The organism is Sphingomonas sp. Leaf38 (genome assembly GCF_001421825.1).
Lineage (GTDB): Bacteria > Pseudomonadota > Alphaproteobacteria > Sphingomonadales > Sphingomonadaceae > Sphingomonas.
Map to the genome: position 1 here is coordinate 81,236 of NZ_LMLD01000008.1, position 19,115 is coordinate 100,350.

At 63.9% G+C, this 19,115-nt stretch carries 18 protein-coding genes and 1 tRNA gene; 3 read left to right on the top strand and 16 right to left on the bottom strand.

The genetic code is table 11. The features are described 5' to 3' along the window. Positions 1-217: 217 nt before the first annotated feature. Complete coding sequence (locus ASE88_RS01435; RefSeq protein ID WP_056474516.1) at positions 218-1,048, bottom strand: 23S rRNA (adenine(2030)-N(6))-methyltransferase RlmJ; 831 nt, start codon at positions 1,046-1,048, stop codon at positions 218-220. 578 nt (positions 1,049-1,626) lie between these two features. Here ASE88_RS01435 and ASE88_RS01440 point away from each other — a divergent pair. After that, the gene (locus ASE88_RS01440) at positions 1,627-3,027 is read left to right on the top strand and encodes a carboxylesterase/lipase family protein (protein WP_235527689.1); all 1,401 of its coding nucleotides are present in this window, start codon (positions 1,627-1,629) and stop codon (positions 3,025-3,027) included. 893 nt (positions 3,028-3,920) lie between these two features. On the opposite strand, the gene ASE88_RS01445 is transcribed toward ASE88_RS01440, so the two are convergent. The 3 genes from ASE88_RS01445 to ASE88_RS01455 are packed head-to-tail and all read right to left on the bottom strand — an operon-like array spanning position 3,921 to position 5,985. Further along, on the bottom strand, positions 3,921-4,682 hold the full coding sequence (locus ASE88_RS01445; RefSeq protein ID WP_055880281.1) for a sterol desaturase family protein: 762 nt from the start codon (positions 4,680-4,682) through the stop codon (positions 3,921-3,923). After that, positions 4,679-5,461 (bottom strand): fatty acid desaturase, encoded by a 783-nt coding sequence (locus ASE88_RS01450; RefSeq protein ID WP_235527691.1) that lies wholly within the window; start codon positions 5,459-5,461, stop codon positions 4,679-4,681. Before ASE88_RS01450 ends, ASE88_RS01445 begins: the two co-directional genes overlap by 4 nt. After that, positions 5,458-5,985 carry a sterol desaturase family protein gene (locus ASE88_RS01455; RefSeq protein WP_200910120.1) on the bottom strand — a complete coding sequence of 176 codons (528 nt, stop codon included), beginning with the start codon at positions 5,983-5,985 and terminating at the stop codon, positions 5,458-5,460. Before ASE88_RS01455 ends, ASE88_RS01450 begins: the two co-directional genes overlap by 4 nt. 303 nt (positions 5,986-6,288) lie before the next feature. Here ASE88_RS01455 and ASE88_RS01460 point away from each other — a divergent pair, with 303 nt between their 5' ends. Continuing rightward, positions 6,289-7,203, top strand: a complete 915-nt coding sequence (locus ASE88_RS01460; RefSeq protein ID WP_162233380.1) for a phosphatase PAP2 family protein — start codon at positions 6,289-6,291, stop codon at positions 7,201-7,203. Here the strand turns inward: ASE88_RS01460 and ASE88_RS18085 are convergent. The 8 genes from ASE88_RS18085 to ASE88_RS01495 all read right to left on the bottom strand — a co-directional run bounded on the left by ASE88_RS18085 (position 7,151) and on the right by ASE88_RS01495 (position 16,220). After that, positions 7,151-8,596 carry a glycosyltransferase gene (locus tag ASE88_RS18085; protein WP_235527693.1) on the bottom strand — a complete coding sequence of 482 codons (1,446 nt, stop codon included), beginning with the start codon at positions 8,594-8,596 and terminating at the stop codon, positions 7,151-7,153. The genes ASE88_RS01460 and ASE88_RS18085 overlap by 53 nt on opposite strands. 167 nt (positions 8,597-8,763) lie before the next feature. After that, positions 8,764-10,833 carry a M13 family metallopeptidase gene (locus ASE88_RS01465; RefSeq protein ID WP_056474528.1) on the bottom strand — a complete coding sequence of 690 codons (2,070 nt, stop codon included), beginning with the start codon at positions 10,831-10,833 and terminating at the stop codon, positions 8,764-8,766. 45 nt (positions 10,834-10,878) lie between these two features. Next, on the bottom strand, positions 10,879-12,378 hold the full coding sequence (locus tag ASE88_RS01470) for an ABC transporter permease (RefSeq protein WP_056474531.1): 1,500 nt from the start codon (positions 12,376-12,378) through the stop codon (positions 10,879-10,881). Beyond that, positions 12,375-13,307: an ABC transporter ATP-binding protein gene (locus ASE88_RS01475; RefSeq protein ID WP_056474534.1), complete on the bottom strand. Its 933-nt coding sequence runs from the start codon at positions 13,305-13,307 to the stop codon at positions 12,375-12,377. The genes ASE88_RS01470 and ASE88_RS01475 overlap by 4 nt, the downstream gene beginning before the upstream one ends. Before the next feature lie 3 nt (positions 13,308-13,310). After that, positions 13,311-13,556, bottom strand: coding sequence for a helix-turn-helix domain-containing protein (locus ASE88_RS01480; protein WP_056474536.1), 246 nt, complete (start codon positions 13,554-13,556; stop codon positions 13,311-13,313). Then, the gene (locus ASE88_RS01485; protein WP_056474540.1) at positions 13,556-14,077 is read right to left on the bottom strand and encodes a DUF2975 domain-containing protein; all 522 of its coding nucleotides are present in this window, start codon (positions 14,075-14,077) and stop codon (positions 13,556-13,558) included. The genes ASE88_RS01480 and ASE88_RS01485 overlap by 1 nt, the downstream gene beginning before the upstream one ends. Positions 14,078-14,983: 906 nt before the next feature. After that, a tRNA-Gln gene (locus ASE88_RS01490) sits at positions 14,984-15,058 on the bottom strand. A gap of 52 nt (positions 15,059-15,110) precedes the next feature. Beyond that, positions 15,111-16,220, bottom strand: a complete 1,110-nt coding sequence (locus tag ASE88_RS01495; RefSeq protein ID WP_056474542.1) for a branched-chain amino acid aminotransferase — start codon at positions 16,218-16,220, stop codon at positions 15,111-15,113. 59 nt (positions 16,221-16,279) lie between these two features. Here ASE88_RS01495 and ASE88_RS01500 point away from each other — a divergent pair, with 59 nt between their 5' ends. Next, positions 16,280-16,768 carry a MarR family transcriptional regulator gene (locus ASE88_RS01500; protein ID WP_235527695.1) on the top strand — a complete coding sequence of 163 codons (489 nt, stop codon included), beginning with the start codon at positions 16,280-16,282 and terminating at the stop codon, positions 16,766-16,768. Between the two features lie 9 nt (positions 16,769-16,777). Here ASE88_RS01500 and ASE88_RS01505 read toward each other — a convergent pair whose 3' ends face one another. From ASE88_RS01505 to ASE88_RS01520, 4 genes are all read right to left on the bottom strand, one after another. Further along, on the bottom strand, positions 16,778-17,578 hold the full coding sequence (locus ASE88_RS01505; RefSeq protein WP_082466044.1) for a pyrroline-5-carboxylate reductase family protein: 801 nt from the start codon (positions 17,576-17,578) through the stop codon (positions 16,778-16,780). Further along, the gene (locus tag ASE88_RS01510) at positions 17,575-18,081 is read right to left on the bottom strand and encodes a YbjN domain-containing protein (protein WP_055880243.1); all 507 of its coding nucleotides are present in this window, start codon (positions 18,079-18,081) and stop codon (positions 17,575-17,577) included. Before ASE88_RS01510 ends, ASE88_RS01505 begins: the two co-directional genes overlap by 4 nt. Positions 18,082-18,178: 97 nt before the next feature. After that, positions 18,179-18,466 (bottom strand): accessory factor UbiK family protein, encoded by a 288-nt coding sequence (locus ASE88_RS01515; RefSeq protein ID WP_056474546.1) that lies wholly within the window; start codon positions 18,464-18,466, stop codon positions 18,179-18,181. A gap of 51 nt (positions 18,467-18,517) precedes the next feature. Then, the gene (locus tag ASE88_RS01520) at positions 18,518-19,075 is read right to left on the bottom strand and encodes a TspO/MBR family protein (RefSeq protein WP_235527696.1); all 558 of its coding nucleotides are present in this window, start codon (positions 19,073-19,075) and stop codon (positions 18,518-18,520) included. Positions 19,076-19,115: the final 40 nt, after the last annotated feature.

Sequence of the window (19,115 nt, forward strand, 5' to 3'; positions counted from 1 at the left end):
CAATTGAGACCGTCGTTCCCGCCACTGGCGTAGAAGTGCAGACATATGCGGCAGGTGATATGCCTCTTCGTCACCTTTAACGATAAGGTGGTCGTCCCCGCGCGCGCAATGTTGGCGGCCGGTCAGTATTCGACAGCGAGCGCGCCTCGCGCGATGCTGCGGTCGCAAGCGGTGCTGCGCGACTCATGCCGGGAGGGACGAGCGCTGCAGGATGACCTTAATCCCCCAACCATTCAGCCGCGATCTCGCCCCTATGCCCTGCCGGCGCGAGCACGGCACGCAAAGCGTCCAGCATGGGCGGCAAAGCCTGCATGAACGCGTAGGGTGGGTTTACGATATACAGGCCGGCGCCGTTATAGAGACCGGGCTGATCGTCATCGTACAGCCAATGCTCCACCCCAAGCAATTTCGGGATACCGAGCCTGCGTAACTGATCCTTCCATCGCCACTGTGTGCCGCGGTCTTTCAGCGGAAACCAGATCACCGTCACGCCATGCGCCCATTTACGGTGGGCGGCAGCGAGGGTGGCTGTGATACGTGCACGCTCGTCAGGCTGCTCGTACGGCGGGTCGACCACCACCACGCCGCGCGCGGTTCTGGGCGGCAGCATCGCCAGCCAAAGTTCGTAGGCGTCGCGCTCGTGCACGGCAGCAGGTGTGTCGCGCATCACGCCGCGCAGCGTATAGGCGTCCTCTGGATGTTTTTCGTTTAGAATCAGGACATCCTGCGGGCGCAGGAGCTGCGCCAATATCCGCGGCGAACCGGGGTAGACGCGCAGCTCCGCCCCGACATTCACCGCCTGGACGACAGCGCGATAGTCCTTCAGCAAGGGGTTCGAATCGGCAAAGGCCCGCAACACCCCATCTATAGACTCGCCCGTGCGGCGGGCATCCTCACCGCCAAGGTCGTACAGCCCGCAACCGGCATGCGTGTCGATCAGCGTCAGCGCGCCCGGTTTTTGCTGCAAGGCCTGCACGAGGGCGATCAGCAGGCTGTGCTTTACGACGTCGGCACTATTGCCAGCATGAAAGGAATGGCGATAATTCATTGCGACTCAAAATCCTGACACTCTACCGTCATGCGCGCCGCTGGGCGCGGTTGCCCAGCGCAGGGCGATTGCCGTAAGCAACCCTGCGCACCTATAAAGTCGGGCGAAAATCTTCAACGAATCTCTGTACGATGCCTCGCGCCCGCGGCAGCGATCGTGCGTAAAGGCAGCGACGCATCGATCCGGGCGTTCGGGGACATTTGATCATCGAGGCGCCGGCACGGCTGGCATGACCTAGAAACGCCCGTTCGACGGCGATCGCTTGGCGTGCTGCGAGGTCGAACGATCATGCGCGTGGATGCAATCGGGCGGGACCGCCCCGACGCAAGAAGACGCCTCGTTTCCGGACGTCCGCAGGACATTCTCGCGACGCCGGCTTCGGTCATTCATGCATGGCGGCGGCAGACAGGAATGCAGGTACCAAACCTCGTGCACGGCCTGCCCCTTCCCGAAATGGATCGCGACCGAAAACGCGGGTCGTAGCGCTTACCGAAACGCGCTAAAGACGGACCATCGCAGGCAGCACGCTGGCGTACGAGAACGGGCAGACGAGAATGGGTATGGCATCTTACCGCTGGATGAGCCTGTTGGCCCTTGCCTGCGCCAGCGGCGCTGCGGCGCGCAGCGAGCCGGAACTCGTCACGATCGACACAGGCATGACGCGCGGCGCGACTGCCGACACCGTCCTTGTCTGGAAGGGTATCCCCTTCGCCGCACCACCCGTCGGGCCTCTCCGATGGCGCGCGCCGCAACGGGTCGCGCCCTGGGCCGGCGTGCGCGACGCGCTCGCCTATGGTCATGACTGCATGCAGCTCCCTTTTCCCAGCGACGCCGCGCCACTGGGTACGCCGCCCGCCGAGGACTGCCTTTACGCAAACGTCTGGAAACCGGCGGCGGGTAAGCGCAAGCTGCCGGTACTGGTCTGGATCTATGGCGGCGGGTTCGTCAATGGCGGGTCGTCACCGCCAACCTATGCGGGGACCGAGCTTGCCAAGCAGGGGATCATCGTCGTCAGCTTCAACTATCGTCTGGGCCGCTTCGGCACCTTCGCGCATCCGCAACTGAATGCCGCGCGCGAGGATGGCGCACCGTCCGCGAACTTCGGCTATATGGATCAAGTCGCAGCGTTGCGCTGGGTGCAACGCAATATAGACGCGTTCGGCGGCGACCCCGCCAACGTGACGATCGTCGGTGAAAGCGCCGGCGGCATCTCGGTGCATGCGCTCGTGACGAGCCCGATCGCCAAGGGGCTCTTCGCGCGCGCGGTGGTGCAGTCCGGTGGGCCGATCGCGCTGGGCGAAGCGACCCCCGCTGCGGCCGAGGCAGCGGGGGTCGCGTTCGCCGCCAGCAAGGGCATCGCCCCCGACGATACGCACGCACTCGAGAAGCTGCGCGCTTTGTCGGCGGATGCCGTGACGGACGGCCTCAACCTGGCGAACCGACCGAAAACAAGTCCGGTGACGTACAGCCCGCCGATCGTCGATGGTCGCTATGCCGTGGACAGTCTTGTGGCCTACCGCGCGGGAGTGTTCACTAAAGTGCCGATGATGGTCGGCGCGACCAGCGATGATATTGGCGGACGCAATGGACCGATGACGGTCGGTGCCCGCGAGATCGCCGGCATCCTCGCCGCACAAAACGCGCCCGTCTATTATTACCGTTTCTCGTACGTAGCCACGTCGGCGCGTACGGCGGAAACGAAGGGCGCCGCGCATGCGACGGACATCCCGTTCTTCTTCGATACCGCCGCGATCAAATATGGCGCCGACACGAGTGCTACCGACCGCTCAGCCTCGCGGATTGCAAGCCGCTATCTGGTAAACTTCGTGAAAACTGGCGACCCGAACGAGCGCCGTGCGTCCAAGAGCGCCAAGCAGCCCATATGGCCGGCCTATGATAGCGGCGCTAAACCGATGTTGGACCTGAACGCGGCTGGCGGTGCATCAGTTGGTAAGGATCCGTGGGACACTCTAGACTGAAGCGGTCGTCGACGAGCCGCAGGCAAGACGGATTGAAGCGCGAACGCGATCACTGACATACGGACACGCGTGCGCCCTTCCTTGCTTCGCAATTTGAGAAACGCGGTCATGTTCGAGCTGCTTATTTTGTCGGCGTCCGAGCGACCGTCGTGACCGTCGTGAAAGGCTAGGTTGGCCGCCGGTCCGCTTCCAGCGCCATAAGCAGGCGTTTGCAACGAAGACGGTGATTGCGAAGGCCAAGCCAAGAGCAACCGCAACTCCAGCGCCACCATGATCCTTATAGGCGTGAAGTTGCCATGCAGGGCGGATCCCGTCCCTCGCATCCGCCACCCGCCATCATGCCAGTGTCAAAAAGGATCAGCGCCACCGGCGTCATCAGCACGATCGCGGACGGGCCTCCCCAGTTGATCGGACGCTTTTCATAGCTCGGTCGGGCATCCTGGTCGCCGCCGCGAACGGCTGCAAGGGGGCGGTACCCGCTACACGCCGGAGCTGGTAGATTCATCTCACACCCAGAGCTACCGAACCCATGGTCTTTTTATCTGCTCTCCATTCATCGCCATAGCCGGCCTATCAGGTGCCGATAGCCGCGTTACCCTCGATTTTACTCGCTCGACGCAGCCTGCTCGCACAAACGCGACCGCAGGTCGTCATCATCCCCCGGTACGCGCGGTAACCGCATGCTGGTGCGATCCGCCCCAACAACGGCTTCCGGCCGCCGCTCGCTTAGTCTTAGCGCCATCCGGAGATCCGCAACCGGTTCCTGGTGCACGGCGGGCGTCACCGCTGTTCTGACAGCAGGTCCTTCGGATGCGTCCCTTCGACCGGCTTAGGACGGGATCGTAGAGCGTCGCGCCCGCCTCAGCTTGCCTTTCCGCTCGCGCTAATGCTGGCTAGGAGCGTACCATCGCAGAGCGACGCGCCGCACGGGCGTGCTCACGGGTAAAGTCGCCGACGCCGCGGTCTGTGTGACAAAGCCGGTCCCAATGGCGGAAATACAGCCCGTAATTGCAGCCATAGAGCTCATGGTGCCGCTGATGATGGCTTGCTGTGATCAGCCATCCGCCAAGCGGACCGGTCCACATGAACCGTGGAAAGATTTCCCATCCCATGTGGTTCGTGACACCCATCATCGTCATGATCGTCAGGACAATGGCCAGACCGCCGATATGGATCGGAACGAAAAAGACCAGCAAGGGAATGACGACCGCGCCGGTCAACGCCTCGATCGGGTGGAACGCCATCGCCGCCCATGCCGTCGGAGGACGGCTCGCATGATGCAGCGCGTGCGCCAGTTTGAACGGTTTTGGTCGATGCATCCAGCGATGCGTCCAATAGAACCAGGTATCATGCAGCAGGAGGTACACGAGCACAGAAACCGGTAGGTACCAGAGCGGATAGGCATGAATGTCGGCATATACCTGGGTCCAGCCGTGATGCTGCCATCCCCAAGCGACGACGCCAGCCGGTATCCCGTACAGCGCGGCCGATGCCAGGCTCCAGATGATTTCGCGACGGACCTGCGGGTCCAGCCCGAGATACAACCCGGGATGCTTGCGTATCGTGATCCAGGCGAACGCGCCCGAAACGAGGAGATAGCGAACGCCAACGATGACCGTCATCGCGACGGCGGACAAAATGATGGCGAGCGTCATACGTGATCCTCGACACCGCGATGATCGGCAGCGCGCCCGGTGTGCGCACGCCGTCGCGCGGGGAGCCCCCACCACGGTGTTCCCGGCGACAGATGATGTTCATGATGATACCCGCCGAAATGGAAACACGTCAGCAGAGACAATAGCGGCCCCACGTCGATGCTGTGTGCACGGTGGGCATCCGCGAAGGGAACTTCGCGCTCTCGATGTGGCAGCCACGTCCCGAAGACGAACAATTGCGCCACCGCCCCCAAGGCCGGCAATGCCCAGAAGATGACGATGTTGCCGAGGGGCGCACCAAGCAGCAATATATAGAGCAGCGCTACCACCGTTATCCGGATGATCTGCCCGTGAGAATAGTAGGTCTTGAAGAACTGAAGGAACCAACCACGAAGGCTTGGATCGCCGCCATGAAAATCCGGATCACCGGCCCGGCCCGTTTCCTTATGATGCAAATGATGCCTTGGCAGCAGTGCGGCATATGACAGGCAGGCGTATAGCGATAGACAAGTTGCCCCGATCACCCGGTTCAATTGTGGGTGATCGGGTGCCAACGCTCCGTGCATTGCGTCGTGCGCGACGATGAACAGCCCGGTACTCAGCCATGTCTGGAGGACGACCAGCACGATCGCCAACGCAATCGTATCGACGCCCCACCGCCAGAAGAAAATGCCGGTTATGTGGATTGCGAGCCAGGCTGCAACGATTACGCCAGCCAGCGCAACGCCGATCCGCGTCTGACGCCGCATCGCCGCCGATTGGGGAGCCGTCACGCTCACGTCTTTGCATTTGCCGAGATTGGGTTTCCGGTTTTAGCTGAAGGTCCGTCGCGCAGCGGCGGATTCGCGTTCGCACGCAGTTGCGCCTTCAGCACTGCAGGTTTGCGGGCGAAGAGGAAACCATGACTGACGGTACCGTCCTTGCCTTCAACTGCATGGTGGAGGCGATGCGCTTGTAACAGGCGCTTGAAATACCCTCGTTTGGGCACCCAGCGGAAACCACCACGCTGATGCACGAGCATGTCGTGCACAAAGGCATAGATGCCGCCGTACACGGTGATGCCGAGCGCGGCCCACCAAAGCGGCTCCCATGCGAGCCCGACGATAAACAACATGATCGGCACGATCGCGAACACGACCGCATAAAGGTCGTTTTTTTCGAACCAGCCTTCATGATCTTCATGATGCGACTTATGCCAGCCCCAACCCCAGCCGTGCATGACATAGCGATGCGCCGCCCACGCAAAGCACTCCATGAACAGAACCATGAAGACGACGATGGCGAGCTTCTCGAACCAGGTCACGTAAATCGATCGCACAAATTGCCGATGACCGTGTGCAGAGGAATTAACATGATGCATACATAACCCTTACCGGCAGCCGATGCGAGGGCGGTCCGCTACAAATTCTGGGGTCGGTGACGCCTACGCCGGCGCTGCTTTCAGGGCGGCATCGCCTCGAGGTCGCTTAGCGATAACCGCCTCTCGCCGCCACTCCGGTGCGGTGGCCCGAACCCGCGCGATTGGATGTTCCGGTAAAATGCTTAAGCGCGCTTACGCTGGGTACCGCGTGGCGGCGATCTGCGTTCGTCCGATATGATCGCCCCAGTGCTCCGCGCCGACCACCCCGACACGCCCTCGTGGCTGTTGATCGCAGCGATGCTCATGAGTTTTCTCGCGGCCCAATATCACCACCGTTTCACGGTGGATCCGATCCGCGCGGTTCCCGCGCTAGCCTCGCTGATGGCGCTCGGTAGCGCGCGGGCGATCGGCAAGTATACCGCGCGACCGCGCTTGGCGGCTGGCGCTACGGCCTTCCTGCAGATGACGCTTTTCACGCTGTTCGGCGTCGTGCTGGCGTATGCGTTGGCAGCGAATTCGGGACGGTTGTGGGATAGCCGTCTGGCGGCCGCGGATCACGCGGTCGGCTTCAACTGGCCGGTCGTCTTCGCGGTGCTCGACACATGCCCTCCTGCCATCTGGCTCCTCGGATTGGCGTATCACAGCCTCACGTTGCAGATGGTCGTCGTCATCGTAGCGTTGAGCGGAACCGCGAAATTCGACACACTGAGGACGATGGTCTGCGCCGCGATCCTGTCCGGTTTCGTCACGATACTGATTTCGGGTCTTACCCCAGCACGGGGCAATCTGTTCGATCCATCCCACTACGTGCATCTCTGGCCGTCCATAGCGTGGTTGGAACAAGAATTGATATCCGGGCTGCGAGATGGATCGTTACGCGTGCTCGATCTCACCATGCTCATGGGGATTGTCAGCTTTCCCAGTTTCCATGCGACTCTCGCGGCAATCTTCATCTGGGCGTTCGCCGCCTTGCCGCGTATTGCCCTACCGGCCCGGGCATGGGCGATACTGACGATCATCGCGACGCCGGTCTTCGGCGGTCACTACGGAATCGACGTCATCATGGGGCTCCTTCTCGCGCCACCAGCCATCCTTGCGGCGCGCCACCTTACGCAGCGCAGGCGGCCTTCCCATCCGACGGGTTCGGCCCTGCCGGCCTGAGATCGCTATCGCTCCGAAGCGCCGCATCGACCATCGCTGCCGCCTCGGCTGCACCCCCGGCCCCCGCCATATCCGTGGCCAGCAGCCGAGATGCACGGCGATATTGTGGCTCTCGCAACACAGTCCGCAACGCCGGTTCGAGGCCACCGTTGCCGGCTTCTGCGGCAGAAACGACGCGCGCGGCCCCAATCCGCTTCAGTCGCGCCGCGGTTGCCGGTTGTTCGAAAGCCAACGGCACCGCAACGATCGGGAGGCCGGCAGCCAACGCGTCCAATACCGTGTTGAAGCCGCCATGCAGGATCGCGGCCGAACACAGTGGCAGGACGCGGGTCTGAGACCAGAATGCCCGGACCAGCGGACGTCCAGGGAGCGACTGGGCCTCACGGTCGCTCAGCCCGCCGCCATGCGCCACCACGGCACGGGCACCCACCGCAGCACAGGCCGTGGTCATCGCCGCGAACAGTGATCGGCGCGCACCCTGCAGCGATCCTAGCGAACAGAAAATCAACGGCCGTCCGTCGTTTTCCGGCAGGATCGCGTCGGGCTCGTCCCGTCGCCATGGCCCGCCGTATCGAAAGCTCGCGGGCAATGCCAGACGCGGAAAGTCTAGGCCTACCGGGCATTGCGCGATCTGCAGGAGGGCGGACCATTGATGTCGGGGGTGAGGATCGAGTGCCCAACGGCGCGCATAGGTCGAAACCATGGTACTGATCGGCCGCATCAGCAGATCGCTGACCGCGTATCCGCCGCTGTTGCGGTTTCGCCCCACCGCATCTGGACGATACGCCCACCCAAGAAACGGTGGCGGCACCGCCGGCTCCCTGAGTAGCGGCAGTCCTGTAACGGCGGTCACGAACGGCAAACGAAGATGTCGTGCCACCAGTGCCCCTGCCGGTTCGACCGAGTCGGCAAGCACGGCGTCGACCCTCAGCCTAGCCATTGCCGTCGGGAGCGCCTTCAAAAGCAGTTCCGTCATCGATGCGGTGCCGCGGATCATCCGCGGTAGCCCGACAGGCCCCGATGGCTGTGACAGCCTCCGATAATATTCTGCCAACAGGCCTTGGCAGTCCGCAGGGTGGTCGAGTGCCGCAAAGTCCACGCTACAGTCGGGCACCAGCGAGGCGACGTCAGCCATGTGGATTATCGTGGCCCTATGGCCCGCTTCGACGAGCGATGTTCCCAATGCGGCTAGTGGATTGATATGGCCCGCGGTTGGCGGCGCGATGATGGCGATGTGCCGCCTTTTGACCGTCAATTCAGTGGATCTTTCCGTCGCCGTCTTGTTCGATCGACTAGTATCAGTATGCGGCCGACAAACGATAGCGCCATTCAATGGGCAGAGCCGCACAAATAACCTGGCCACCCGCTTGTCGCCAACGCCGGCGTCGCTCACCACGGCGCGCAATGGAGATACCCGGCCTACCGTCTACCGTTGGGCACGGCCGGCGCCGCGCGGCGTCCGCGAACCTCAGCGACCGCTGACGGCGCTGGGCAGGCTCGGTTGATCGCGGACATTGCGGATGACGGACAAAGGGCGCGCTGGCTGCGCGCCCTTTGATTTTACCAGATATGGACCCGATCGGCCGGGGCAAGATACAGCGCATCGCCGGGCTTGACGTCGAACGCCGTGTACCAGGCGTCTACGTTCCGGACGATGCCGTTCACCCGGTAGAAGGGCGGCGAGTGCGGATCGGTCAGCAGGCGCGCACGCGCGGCACCTTCGCGCAACTTCGCCTGCCACGCCTGTGCATAGGCGAGAAAGAACCGCTGGTCGCCGGTCAGCCCGCCGATTACCGGTGCCTTGCCATGCACTGCCTGGTACTTCTGGTACGCGGAATACGCCGTTTCGACGCCGCCGAGATCGCCGATATTCTCGCCAAGCGTGAGCGCACCCTTCACGTGCACGCCGGGGATTGGTTCGTACGCGTCATACTGCTTCGACAGCGCAGCCGTGCGCTGCGTGAAAGCGGTACGCGCCTCGGGCGTCCACCAATTCTCGAACTTGCCCGTTGCGCTAAACTGGCTTCCCTGATCGTCGAAGCCGTGACCCATTTCGTGGCCGATGATCGCGCCGATCGCACCATAGTTGACCGCCGCGTCCGCCTTCGGATCGAAATAGGGCGGCTGCAGGATCGCGGCGGGGAACGTAATCTGGTTGTTGAGCGGATCGTAATAGGCATTAACGGTCTGCGGCGTCATGCCCCACAGCGTACGATCGACCGGTTTGCCCAAACGCGAAAGGTCTAGCCGATGCTGGAACTCGCCCGACCGCATCCCGTTGCCGAGCGGATCGCCGCGTACGACCTGAAGCGAGGCATAGTCGATATACTTGACCGGATGGCCGATCCGCGGATCGAACGCGGCGAGCTTGGCGAGCGCCTGCGTCTTGGTCGCTTGGTCCATCCAGCCGTTCGCGCCGATCCGCTCCTTGTATGCGGCGCGCAGGTTGGCGATCAGTTCGCCCATCTTCGCCTCGCTCTCGGGCGGGTAATGGCGTTTGACGTAGACCTCGCCGACGGCCTCGCCCATCGTGCCGTTGACCAGCGCGATGCCGCGCTTCCAGCGCGCACGCTGTTGCGGCTGATCCGCGAGCGTCTTCCCGTAGAAATCGAACGTCGCCTGATCGAACGCCTTGGGCAGCATGCTCGCGCTGGCGGATGCGAGGCGGAATTTCATCCAGTCCTGCCAGGTCGAGACCGGGGTGGCGGAGAACAACTTCCCGAGCTCGGTCAGCGCAGTCGAATTGGTCATGTAGACGACCGGGAAATTGCCGTATCCCGCGGTCGAGAGCAGCAGTGGCCAGTCGAACTCGGGTGCCAGCGCCTTGCGGCCAGCCGCATCCATCGGCTTCAGCATGGCCTTCAGGTCGCGCGACTGGACCGGTGACCAATGGACCTTGGCCATCGCGGTCTCCAGCGCGACGATCCGGTCGGCCTTGGCCGAGGCGTCGGCTATACCCGATAGCGCCAGCATCTTCTCGACATAGGCGCGATACGCGGTGCGGAAGGTGTCGTACTTGGGACCCTGCTCAAGGTAATAGTCTCGGCCGCCCATGCCGAGCGAGCCCTGGCCTGCGGCAACGGCATAGCGCTTGGGATCGGCGGGATCGGGCAGCTGGCCGACCTCGACCGGGGCGGCGTAGCCGACCGTCGAGAACAGTGTCTGCAGCTTCTGCTTGTCGTTTGCCGCGTCGATCTTGGCGAAATAGGGCTTGAGCGGCGCGGCACCGGCACGCTCGATCGCGGCCTCGTCCATGAAGCTGGCATAGAGATCACCGAATTGCTTGGCGCCGGGACCAACCGCGGCGGGATCGCGCGCGGCATCGTCGAGGATCGTGCGAACCTGCTGCTCGGCTTGGTCGGCGAGGATGACGCTACCACCGGCCGAGGTGCGATCCGCAGCGATCTCCGTGCGCTTGTTCCAGCTCCCGTTGGCATAGGTCCAGAAATCGTTGCCGGGCTTCACCGACTTGTCGGCGGCAGTCAGGTCGATCCCGAATGTCCCATAGCGAGTGCCGCTCGGCGCCGTCGACGTGGTGGCCGCCATGGGGGCGGTCTGGGCCAGGGCGGACGCGGACAACGCCAGCGTGGCGACGCCTAGCGACAGGCGGGAGAAATGGTTGAACGGCATCGCAACTCCTTTTGGATAGATGATTTTATACCACGTGAGAGACATTCAGGCGGCCTCTCGCCGCATCAGCCGGGCGAGTGCGGTGAGATTGGGCTTTTGTCCCGCATTCAACAGGCTGGCGCGAAACACGCGCGCAAGCAAGACGAACTCTACTGCGATGAACACCGCGAGCGTCAGCGCGCTGCCGACGATTTCCAGCACCGACACGCCGCCGCCGAGCCGCGCCAGCATCGTGAACGGGGTATAGAGCGGGATCCAGGTAAGCACCTTGAGCGCGGTGGCGCCGGTGTTCGACAGGATCCCCTGCGCGACGATCGTAAACGGCATTGCGATGACCATCAGCACCGGCGTCAGATAGCTTTGCGCATCGCGCATCGAATCGCTCATAGCGCCGATCGCCAGCAGGATCATCGACACCATCAGATATCCCGCAAGGAAGAAGTACAGCATCACCAGGATGATCCAGGGCGATGCGAGCGGGGCGAGCGCCATCCGCAGGAACGTGCCGACCGCGCCTTGCGTGACGAATGCTGCCCCGGCCGCGCACAGCGCCCAGACCACGACCATCGTCAAACCCACCGCGACCGTCCCCGCCAGCTTGCCGTACAGCAGCTCGTCCGGGCTGATGCAGGCCAGCACGGTTTCGATCAGCTTGTTCGACCGCTCCTCGACCAGCCCCTGCAGGATCCAGTTTCCCGACAGCAGTAGCGACATCAGCAGGATGTACGCGCTGAGCAATGGCACGATCGAGCGTACCAGCATCCGCTCGCGGCCGCCGCCCGGCGCCGGCGTCGAGATCGCGATTGCCGGCACCAGCGTGGTCGCAGCCGCCGCCTCGTTGAGAGATAGACCGGTCGACTGGAGATACGCGGCGCGCAACCGCAACGTCAGCACCGACTGCAATGGCTGGATGAAGTTCGCGCTAGGTTGTTCGCTCGACCAGAGGCGGACGGCAGTCGTGCTAGTCCCGAACCGACGCGGGATATACACGGCGTAGTCGAGTGGCTTGGTCGTCTTGTCGCCAAACTCGCCCGGCTGGATCAGCGGCTTGAGCAGACGATCGAGCGTAGCGGGATCGGCCTTGGCGATCGCCGGCGGGGTCGGGACGACCGTGAAGTCTGGTTCCGGCGGATCGAAAGCGGGCGTTTCGGGGGTCGCCGCGCGCTTCATCGTTGCCAGTGCGGCCGGCATGCCGCCCGCCTTCACAAACGCCGCGACCTCCGCATCGCTGTAGAGCCGGTCGTGCTGCGCCCAGAGCGCCGCGGGGTCTGCCCGGTCGAGATCATAGCGTTGCGCATGGCGTGAGAGCGAAGTGAGGATGCGCCGCTGCCGATCGCTGTCGAGCCGTGCGCGGATCGCTAGCGCCTCCCGGCCTTCGGGATCGATCAGCATCACGCGTTGGACCTTATCGGAACCCATCAGCCTGGTGGCTATCGGTCCGATGGCGAGCGCGACGGGCAGGATCAGCAGCGTCAGCCAGAAGCTGCGCATACCGGTAATCTGTCGGAACTCGCGCATCGCGACGAGCAGGATGTTGTGAATCATGACGGCCGCCCCTGCGTATCGGCTGAGTTGGGCCCCACGAGGTTCAGAAAGACCTCGTGCAGGCTTACCCGGTGCTGGTCGAACTGGCGCAGCGTGATGCCTTGTTCGGTAAGGCATTGCAGGACGTCGCCGGGATCGATGCCTTCGGCAAGCGTCACGTCGTACGTCCGCCAACCGCCCGCATCCCTCGCGACCTCCTCCGCGCGCTCCACGCCGGGGCATTGCATCGGCGTCACGCGAGACACGATTCCGAGGCGTGCCGGCAACCGCCCGCGCGCTTCGGCCTGCGTACCCTCGAACACCTTGCGCCCCTGCGCCAACAATAGCAGCCGATCGCACAGCCGCTCGGCATGCTGCATGACGTGCGTCGAGAAGATCACCGTCGCACCACCGCGCGCGGCGCCAAGTATCTCATCCTCGAGCAATCCCTGATTCACCGGGTCGAGCCCCGAGAACGGCTCGTCGAGCAGCAGCAGTTTTGGACTGTTGACGAGGGTGGCGGCAAGCTGAACCTTTTGCGCCATGCCCTTCGACAATTTGTCGATCTGCATCTTGGCCGAGCCCGCCAGTCCGAACCGCTCGAGCAGATCGTGCCCCTTGGCGCGCGCCGTGGCGGTCGTCATGCCCTTCAGCCGGCCGAAATAGGTTACGGTATCGATTGCCGACATCCCGCGGTACAGCCCGCGTTCCTCGGGCATGAAGCCGATATCGGCTGCGTTCTCGCGCCCCGGCGGGCACCCCAGCACCGCAATTCTGCCCGATGTCGGCCTTAGGATGTCAAGAACCATGCGCAGCGATGTCGTCTTCCCCGCGCCGTTGCCGCCGAGGAACCCGAAGATCTCCCCCGGTTTCACCGTGAAGCTGAGCGCGTCGACGGCTACCCGCTCACCAAATCGCTTCGTCACGTCGTCGAGAACCAGTGCGTCCATTCGCTATTTCCCCGTTTCCGTCGTCGCGGTCGTTTCGTCCGGTGTTTCGTCGGTCACCCTGAGCAGGTCGCCGGGCTGACACTCGAGCACGCGGCAGATCGCCTCCAGCGTCGTAAAGCGGATCGCCTTGGCCTTGCCCGTCTTCAGGATCGACAGATTGGCGAGCGTGATATCGACCGCCTCGGACAATTCGGTCAGGGTCATGCGCCGCGCGTGGAGCATGTCGTCCAGGCTGACCGCGACGGGCATCAGACCGTCGTCGCCAGGTCGTCGCGCATCCGGGTGCCGATCCGGAAAACACGCGCGAGCACGAAGATCATCACAACTGCGATCCACCCGCCGAGTGAAGGGCTCCAGCCGGTCGAGTCGAGCTTGAGAGCAGAGATCCAGCGCATCAGCGCGCCCAGCACGAGATCGAGGCACTGGAGGACCAGCAGGGCCCAACCGATCCTGCCAAGCAACGTGGCGTTCGCGTCGACGAACGGATCGCCTGCCTGCACCGTCGCGACGATCCGGAGCAGGCTGGCAAAGATCGGATGGATCGCAAGCGCGCAGGCGATCCCCAACGCCATCATCAGCCGCATTGCCATCACCGCGTCCGCGACATCGAGCGACGGCCCGTATTTCGCACCGAGCCGCAGCGCCAGCGCATGCCCAAGTGGCCAGGACAGCGCAAATGCTACCATGAGCATCACCAGCAGAGCGATGTTCAGGACTAGCAACAACCGTAGCAGGATCGTCGCACCTGTCAGAACGCGATCCTTTTCCATTATTGATCGGCGCCCCTCACCCACCAGCTTTGTCTCCCGCGATGTATTGGTAAACGATAATTCGCATATTGATTATCGGCAACACGCATTAGATCCATTTTCGTTGTTGTTGACTGATCTGGCCTGACGGGTCGACGGGGTCTGCGGCTCTGCCGGGCGGCGTGGTTCCCGAACAGTCGATGGACATGCAGGTGGCGAATGTGCGGGCGTCAGGACGATGCCGATCCCGCAGCGGCGCCACCCCGGCCTTAGTTCCGGTACCCGTTAGCGACCTGCGTCGTCCTAAGCGGGGTCAGCACGGGCACACCCGGCGGCCTTGTCAAAAGGCATCGTAACGCGGCCGCGCTTCCCCGCCGCTCGTCCTTACGGTTTTCGGGGGACGCGGTTTACCGATGACTGGTGGGATAGATCGCACGCTTCTCGCCCAAGGCGATGATCGTCTCGTACCGACACCATGCCCCCGGGGCGGTATCAAGATCTGCCATGGTCAGCGGCTGCTCTGGCGCAGAGATGTGGCCATCACGCGCCACGCCTCGGTCGCGCGCGCAGCGCTGTGCCGTGATCGTGGCACAGCGCTGCGCGGCGTACCATGGCGCAACACTCGTGAGCGCACCGCTGTCGGCCCGGACGCGTGCGCCGACGCAGATGCTGGCACGGGTCCATCCGTTGCCATTTTGTCCTGTATCCAAGCGGGACGCGCGGGCCTGGAACAGTCCCCCACCGCCGGCACAAAACCGTAATCGGCTCCCAGGGAAACGGGGGATCGAGCCCGGCGATCGGCATGTTTGGTCTCATGCGCCTGTAACAAACACTTGAGGCAGCGCTGGGACAGTCCCGACCCAGCCACGCATTTCTCCAGCTGAGTCGACGAATTTCCGCCGTTCCTGAAGCCATAAACAGACGGATTGGCTGGGGCGGCAGGGTTCGAACCTGCGCATGGCGGCATCAAAAGCCGCTGCCTTACCACTTGGCGACGCCCCAACAGAGGCGGCCTTATAGCGGGGCCGCGCCGCGTGAAAAGCCCTTGCGCGCGTCAATCGGCGAGATGGTGCAGCCACTTGTTGTCGTCGGGTGCGGTGCCACGCTGAATCGACACGAGCGCGTCGCGCATCTGCAGCGTCATCGGGCCGGGGCCACCGCTACCGATCGTGAAACGACCCTCGGGGCTCGCCACCGTACCGATCGGCGTGACGACCGCTGCCGTGCCGCAGGCGAACGCCTCGACCAGCCGCCCGCTGGCCGCATCAGCGCGCCACTGATCGATCGTATAGCCCTCTTCGCGGACCTCGATTCCCTGCGCCCGCGCAAGCGTCAGGATCGAGTCGCGCGTGATCCCGGGAAGAATCGTGCCGGTGAGCGCTGGCGTCGCCATGCTGCCGTCGTCGAACACGAAGAAGATGTTCATGCCGCCGAGTTCCTCGACCCAGCGCCGCTCGGCCGCGTCAAGGAAGACGACCTGGTCGCAGCCGTTGCGGATCGCCTCGGACTGCGCGAGCAGGCTGGCTGCGTAGTTGCCGCCGCACTTGGCCGCACCGGTGCCGCCCTGCGCGGCGCGCGTGTACTGCTGGCTAACCCAGATCGACACCGTGGGCGCGCCGCCCTTGAAATACGCGCCGACCGACGACGCGAGCACCATATACAGATATTCGGCCGACGGCTTCACGCCGAGGAAGACTTCGGACGCGAACATGAACGGGCGCAGGTACAGCGCGCCGCCGTCGCTCTCCGGGATCCAGTTCGCATCGGTCTTGACCAGCCGCTCGACCGATTCGAGAAACAGGTCTTCAGGCAGTTCGGGCATCGCGAGGCGCCGGGCCGAATCCTGGAACCGGCGTGCATTGGCCTCGGGACGGAAGAGAGCGGTGCCGCCGTCCGCGAGGCGATACGCCTTCATCCCCTCGAAGATTTCCTGCGCGTAATGCAGCACCGACGATGCCGGATCGATCGTGAGCGGCGCGCGCGCGGTGATCCGCGCGTCATGCCAGCCCTTGGTCTCGCTATAGCGGATCATCGCCATGTGATCGGTGAAGACACGCCCGAATCCGGGATCGATCAGCCGCTTCGCCCGCTCATTCGCCTCGACCGGAGTCGCGTTCGGTTCGTGCCGAAAGGCGGAGGGCGCGGTAAAAGCTGGAGCGGACATCGAAAATCTCTCTCGTGGCGGGTTGCCGACGACTACGGGCGATGGCTAAACCGGTCAACATGTCTGCCACAGCGTCTTCTGCCTCACCCCTGTTCCTGCGGGAACCCGAGCTCCGCCGCGGGATGGAGCTGCTGTATTTCGGCTATAGCCATCTGACGCGGTCGATCGACCAGGGGCTGGCCGAACAGGGCCTCGGGCGGGCACACCACCGTGCGCTGTATTTCATTGCCCGCAAACCCGATCTGACGGTCAGCGAGCTGCTGTCGTTGCTGGCGATCACCAAGCAGTCGCTGGGCCGGGTGCTCAACGAACTCGCGGATCGCAAACTGGTCGAAACGCGCCCGGGCGAGCGCGATCGCCGCCAGCGGTTGCTCAGGCTGACCGAGGAAGGCGCGACAATGGAGCGCGACCTGTTCGAGTCAGCGCGGGTTCGCATGGCCGCGGCCTACGCCAGCGCCGGACAGAGCGCGGTCTCGGGATTCTGGGCGGTGCTGGAGGGGCTGGTACCCGAAAGCGATCGCTCGCGGGTATTCGGTCTGCGCGGCTGACGCCGTAAATCAGCGCGCCGCGGCGGCCATTTCGCCGTTGCGACGCTCGGAGGCGGCCAGGGTTTCGGTCAGCAACCGCACCAGCGCATCGTCGCGGTCTAGGATATTCAAACCCTCCCGTGTCGATCCACCCGGGCTGGCCACGCGGTCGGCGAGGACGGCGGGCGAGACGTCCGCATCGGCCGCCATGATCGCCGAGCCTTCCAGCGTGGCGATCGCGAGCCGCGCGGCCTGGTCTGCCGGCAAGCCGAGCGCCGCACCTGCTTTGGCAAGCGCGTCGGCAAAGCGGAACACGAAGCCGGGGCCGCACCCCGCCAGCGCGGTCACCGCATCGAAATGCGCTTCGTCGGCGATCCATTCGTAATGACCGAGCGGTGCTGCGAACGCTTCTGCCGCCGTCATCGGTCCGCCGACCGTGTAGAGCGACGTCACACCCTTGCCGATCGCCACCGGTAGGTTGGGCATCGCGCGGACGATGCACTCTGCCGAAAACCGCGCCGACAGGGCAGCATGATCGACCCCTGCGAGGATCGACAGCAACAGCGTCGGCGCCCCGCGCAGCGGCGCCAGCAGCGCTTGCGCCGCATCGATCTGTTGCGGCTTGAGCGCGAGCATCAGCGTGGCGGGCGCCGCCTCGTCAGGCAAGGCGGTCAGCAAACGGACACCATCGGGCGCCCCCTTCCCGCTTCGCGTGATCACCGTCACGGTCGCCGGATCGAGCCCCGCGGCGATCCAGCGCCGCAGCATCGCGCCGCCCATGTTGCCGCAGCCGATCAGCCACAGCGGACCGTCAGGGAAACCCGCGCTCACGCCTCGCCGTGCGTTTCGATCAGCGCCGCGGCGAGCGCGTCCTTGGGGGTCTTGCCGCCCCACAGCACGAACTGGAACACAGGGTAGAAGCGCTCACACTCCTCGATCGCCGATTCGACGAGCAGTTCGGCCGCCTCCAGCGACATCGTCCCCTCGTCACCGCCATCGACCATCGCCGCGTGCCGGAACAACAGGATGCCACTCGACGACCAGAGTTCGAAATGACCGATCCAGAGCTGTTCGTTGACCAGCCCGATCGTCTCGTACACCGCCTGACGGCGTTCATCCGTAACCTTGATGTCGGGGAAAGCCAGAAATTGCAGCACGCTATCGTCTTCGCGCCACAACGCACGGAGCTCATACGTCGTCCAGCTGCCCTTTACGGTCGCGACGATCTCGTCCTCGTGGCGCTCGTGCTCCCAGCCATGCGCAGCGTAATAGCTCTCGAGCATGTCGATCGGGGCAGCGTCTTCGTGGTCATGATCTACTTGGTCGAGCATCATAGGGTCCTGGCGGTCCTTATCGCACAACAATGGGTGCCGAGGCAAAAACGCCACGGCAACCCCATCGGACCCATTTCTGCGGAAAACTGTGGAAAAGTCAGTCGACCGACGCCCCAGGCGGCGCATTGACTGTGGATTGTGCGGCAAATTTGGCTTCGAGCACGTCGAGACGCGCCTTTAGCACGTCGTTCTCGTCGCGTGCGGCGGCGGCCATGGCCTTTACCGCGTCAAATTCTTCGCGGCTGACGAAATCGAGCCCGCCGAGCCATTCGCGGGCGCGTTCCCGCGCGCCCGAACCGGCTTCGCGACCGACGCCCGCAAGCGTACCGGCCGCACCGTTCAAGACCTTGACAATATCGTCGAACACGCGGTTTTCGGACTGCATTGCTTCAAAATCCCAGAGACTATCGCAGTAACGGTCGGCGTGACTGCTGCATCACAGCATTTGGGACGTATGCGACGCCGGTGCAAGGGTTTCGGCATCGGGGTTCAACTGACCGATGCTGAACGCGAGCACGCCGGCAAAGCTGATCCAAACCATGTACGGCACCATCAGCCATGCGGCCGCGGGGCGGATGCGCGCGAAGACGACCGTCGCGGCGATCGACAAGGCGAGCATCGCGACGATCACCAACACCGATGCACCGATCCGGTGCGCGCCGAAGAAGATCGGCGTCCAGGCGAGGTTGAACACGAATTGCCCGACGAACAGTGCGACCGCAAGCCCGCGCAATCGCGCGCCGCGCGCGTTCAGGATCATGGCGAGTGCCAGACCGATCAGGATGTAGAGCGTCGTCCAGACGACCGGAAAGACCCAGCCCGGCGGGTTCAGCGCGGGTTTGGCAAGCGCCATGTACCACGCATTGTCGCTACCGACGCTGACCGATCGACCGGAGACGAACCCGAGCAGCAGAATCAGGGGCACGGTCACGACCGCCCAGCGGAGGAACGACATCCTCAACTGGCCCTTCGAAGCGATACCGCCCACACACATCCTTCCGTCTCGACGCGCGCTCGTCCTGCCGCGCATTTTG

Coding starts and splice junctions, on each gene's coding strand:
- ASE88_RS01435 (WP_056474516.1), bottom strand. CDS start 1,048: ATGAATTATCGCCATTCCTTTCATGCTGGCAATAGTGCCGACGTCGTA.
- ASE88_RS01440 (WP_235527689.1), top strand. CDS start 1,627: ATGAGCCTGTTGGCCCTTGCCTGCGCCAGCGGCGCTGCGGCGCGCAGC.
- ASE88_RS01445 (WP_055880281.1), bottom strand. CDS start 4,682: ATGACGCTCGCCATCATTTTGTCCGCCGTCGCGATGACGGTCATCGTT.
- ASE88_RS01465 (WP_056474528.1), bottom strand. CDS start 10,833: ATGCCGTTCAACCATTTCTCCCGCCTGTCGCTAGGCGTCGCCACGCTG.
- ASE88_RS01470 (WP_056474531.1), bottom strand. CDS start 12,378: ATGATTCACAACATCCTGCTCGTCGCGATGCGCGAGTTCCGACAGATT.
- ASE88_RS01475 (WP_056474534.1), bottom strand. CDS start 13,307: ATGGACGCACTGGTTCTCGACGACGTGACGAAGCGATTTGGTGAGCGG.
- ASE88_RS01480 (WP_056474536.1), bottom strand. CDS start 13,556: ATGCCCGTCGCGGTCAGCCTGGACGACATGCTCCACGCGCGGCGCATG.
- ASE88_RS01485 (WP_056474540.1), bottom strand. CDS start 14,077: ATGGAAAAGGATCGCGTTCTGACAGGTGCGACGATCCTGCTACGGTTG.
- ASE88_RS01495 (WP_056474542.1), bottom strand. CDS start 16,220: ATGTCCGCTCCAGCTTTTACCGCGCCCTCCGCCTTTCGGCACGAACCG.
- ASE88_RS01500 (WP_235527695.1), top strand. CDS start 16,280: ATGTCTGCCACAGCGTCTTCTGCCTCACCCCTGTTCCTGCGGGAACCC.
- ASE88_RS01510 (WP_055880243.1), bottom strand. CDS start 18,081: ATGATGCTCGACCAAGTAGATCATGACCACGAAGACGCTGCCCCGATC.
- ASE88_RS01515 (WP_056474546.1), bottom strand. CDS start 18,466: ATGCAGTCCGAAAACCGCGTGTTCGACGATATTGTCAAGGTCTTGAAC.
- ASE88_RS01520 (WP_235527696.1), bottom strand. CDS start 19,075: ATGTGTGTGGGCGGTATCGCTTCGAAGGGCCAGTTGAGGATGTCGTTC.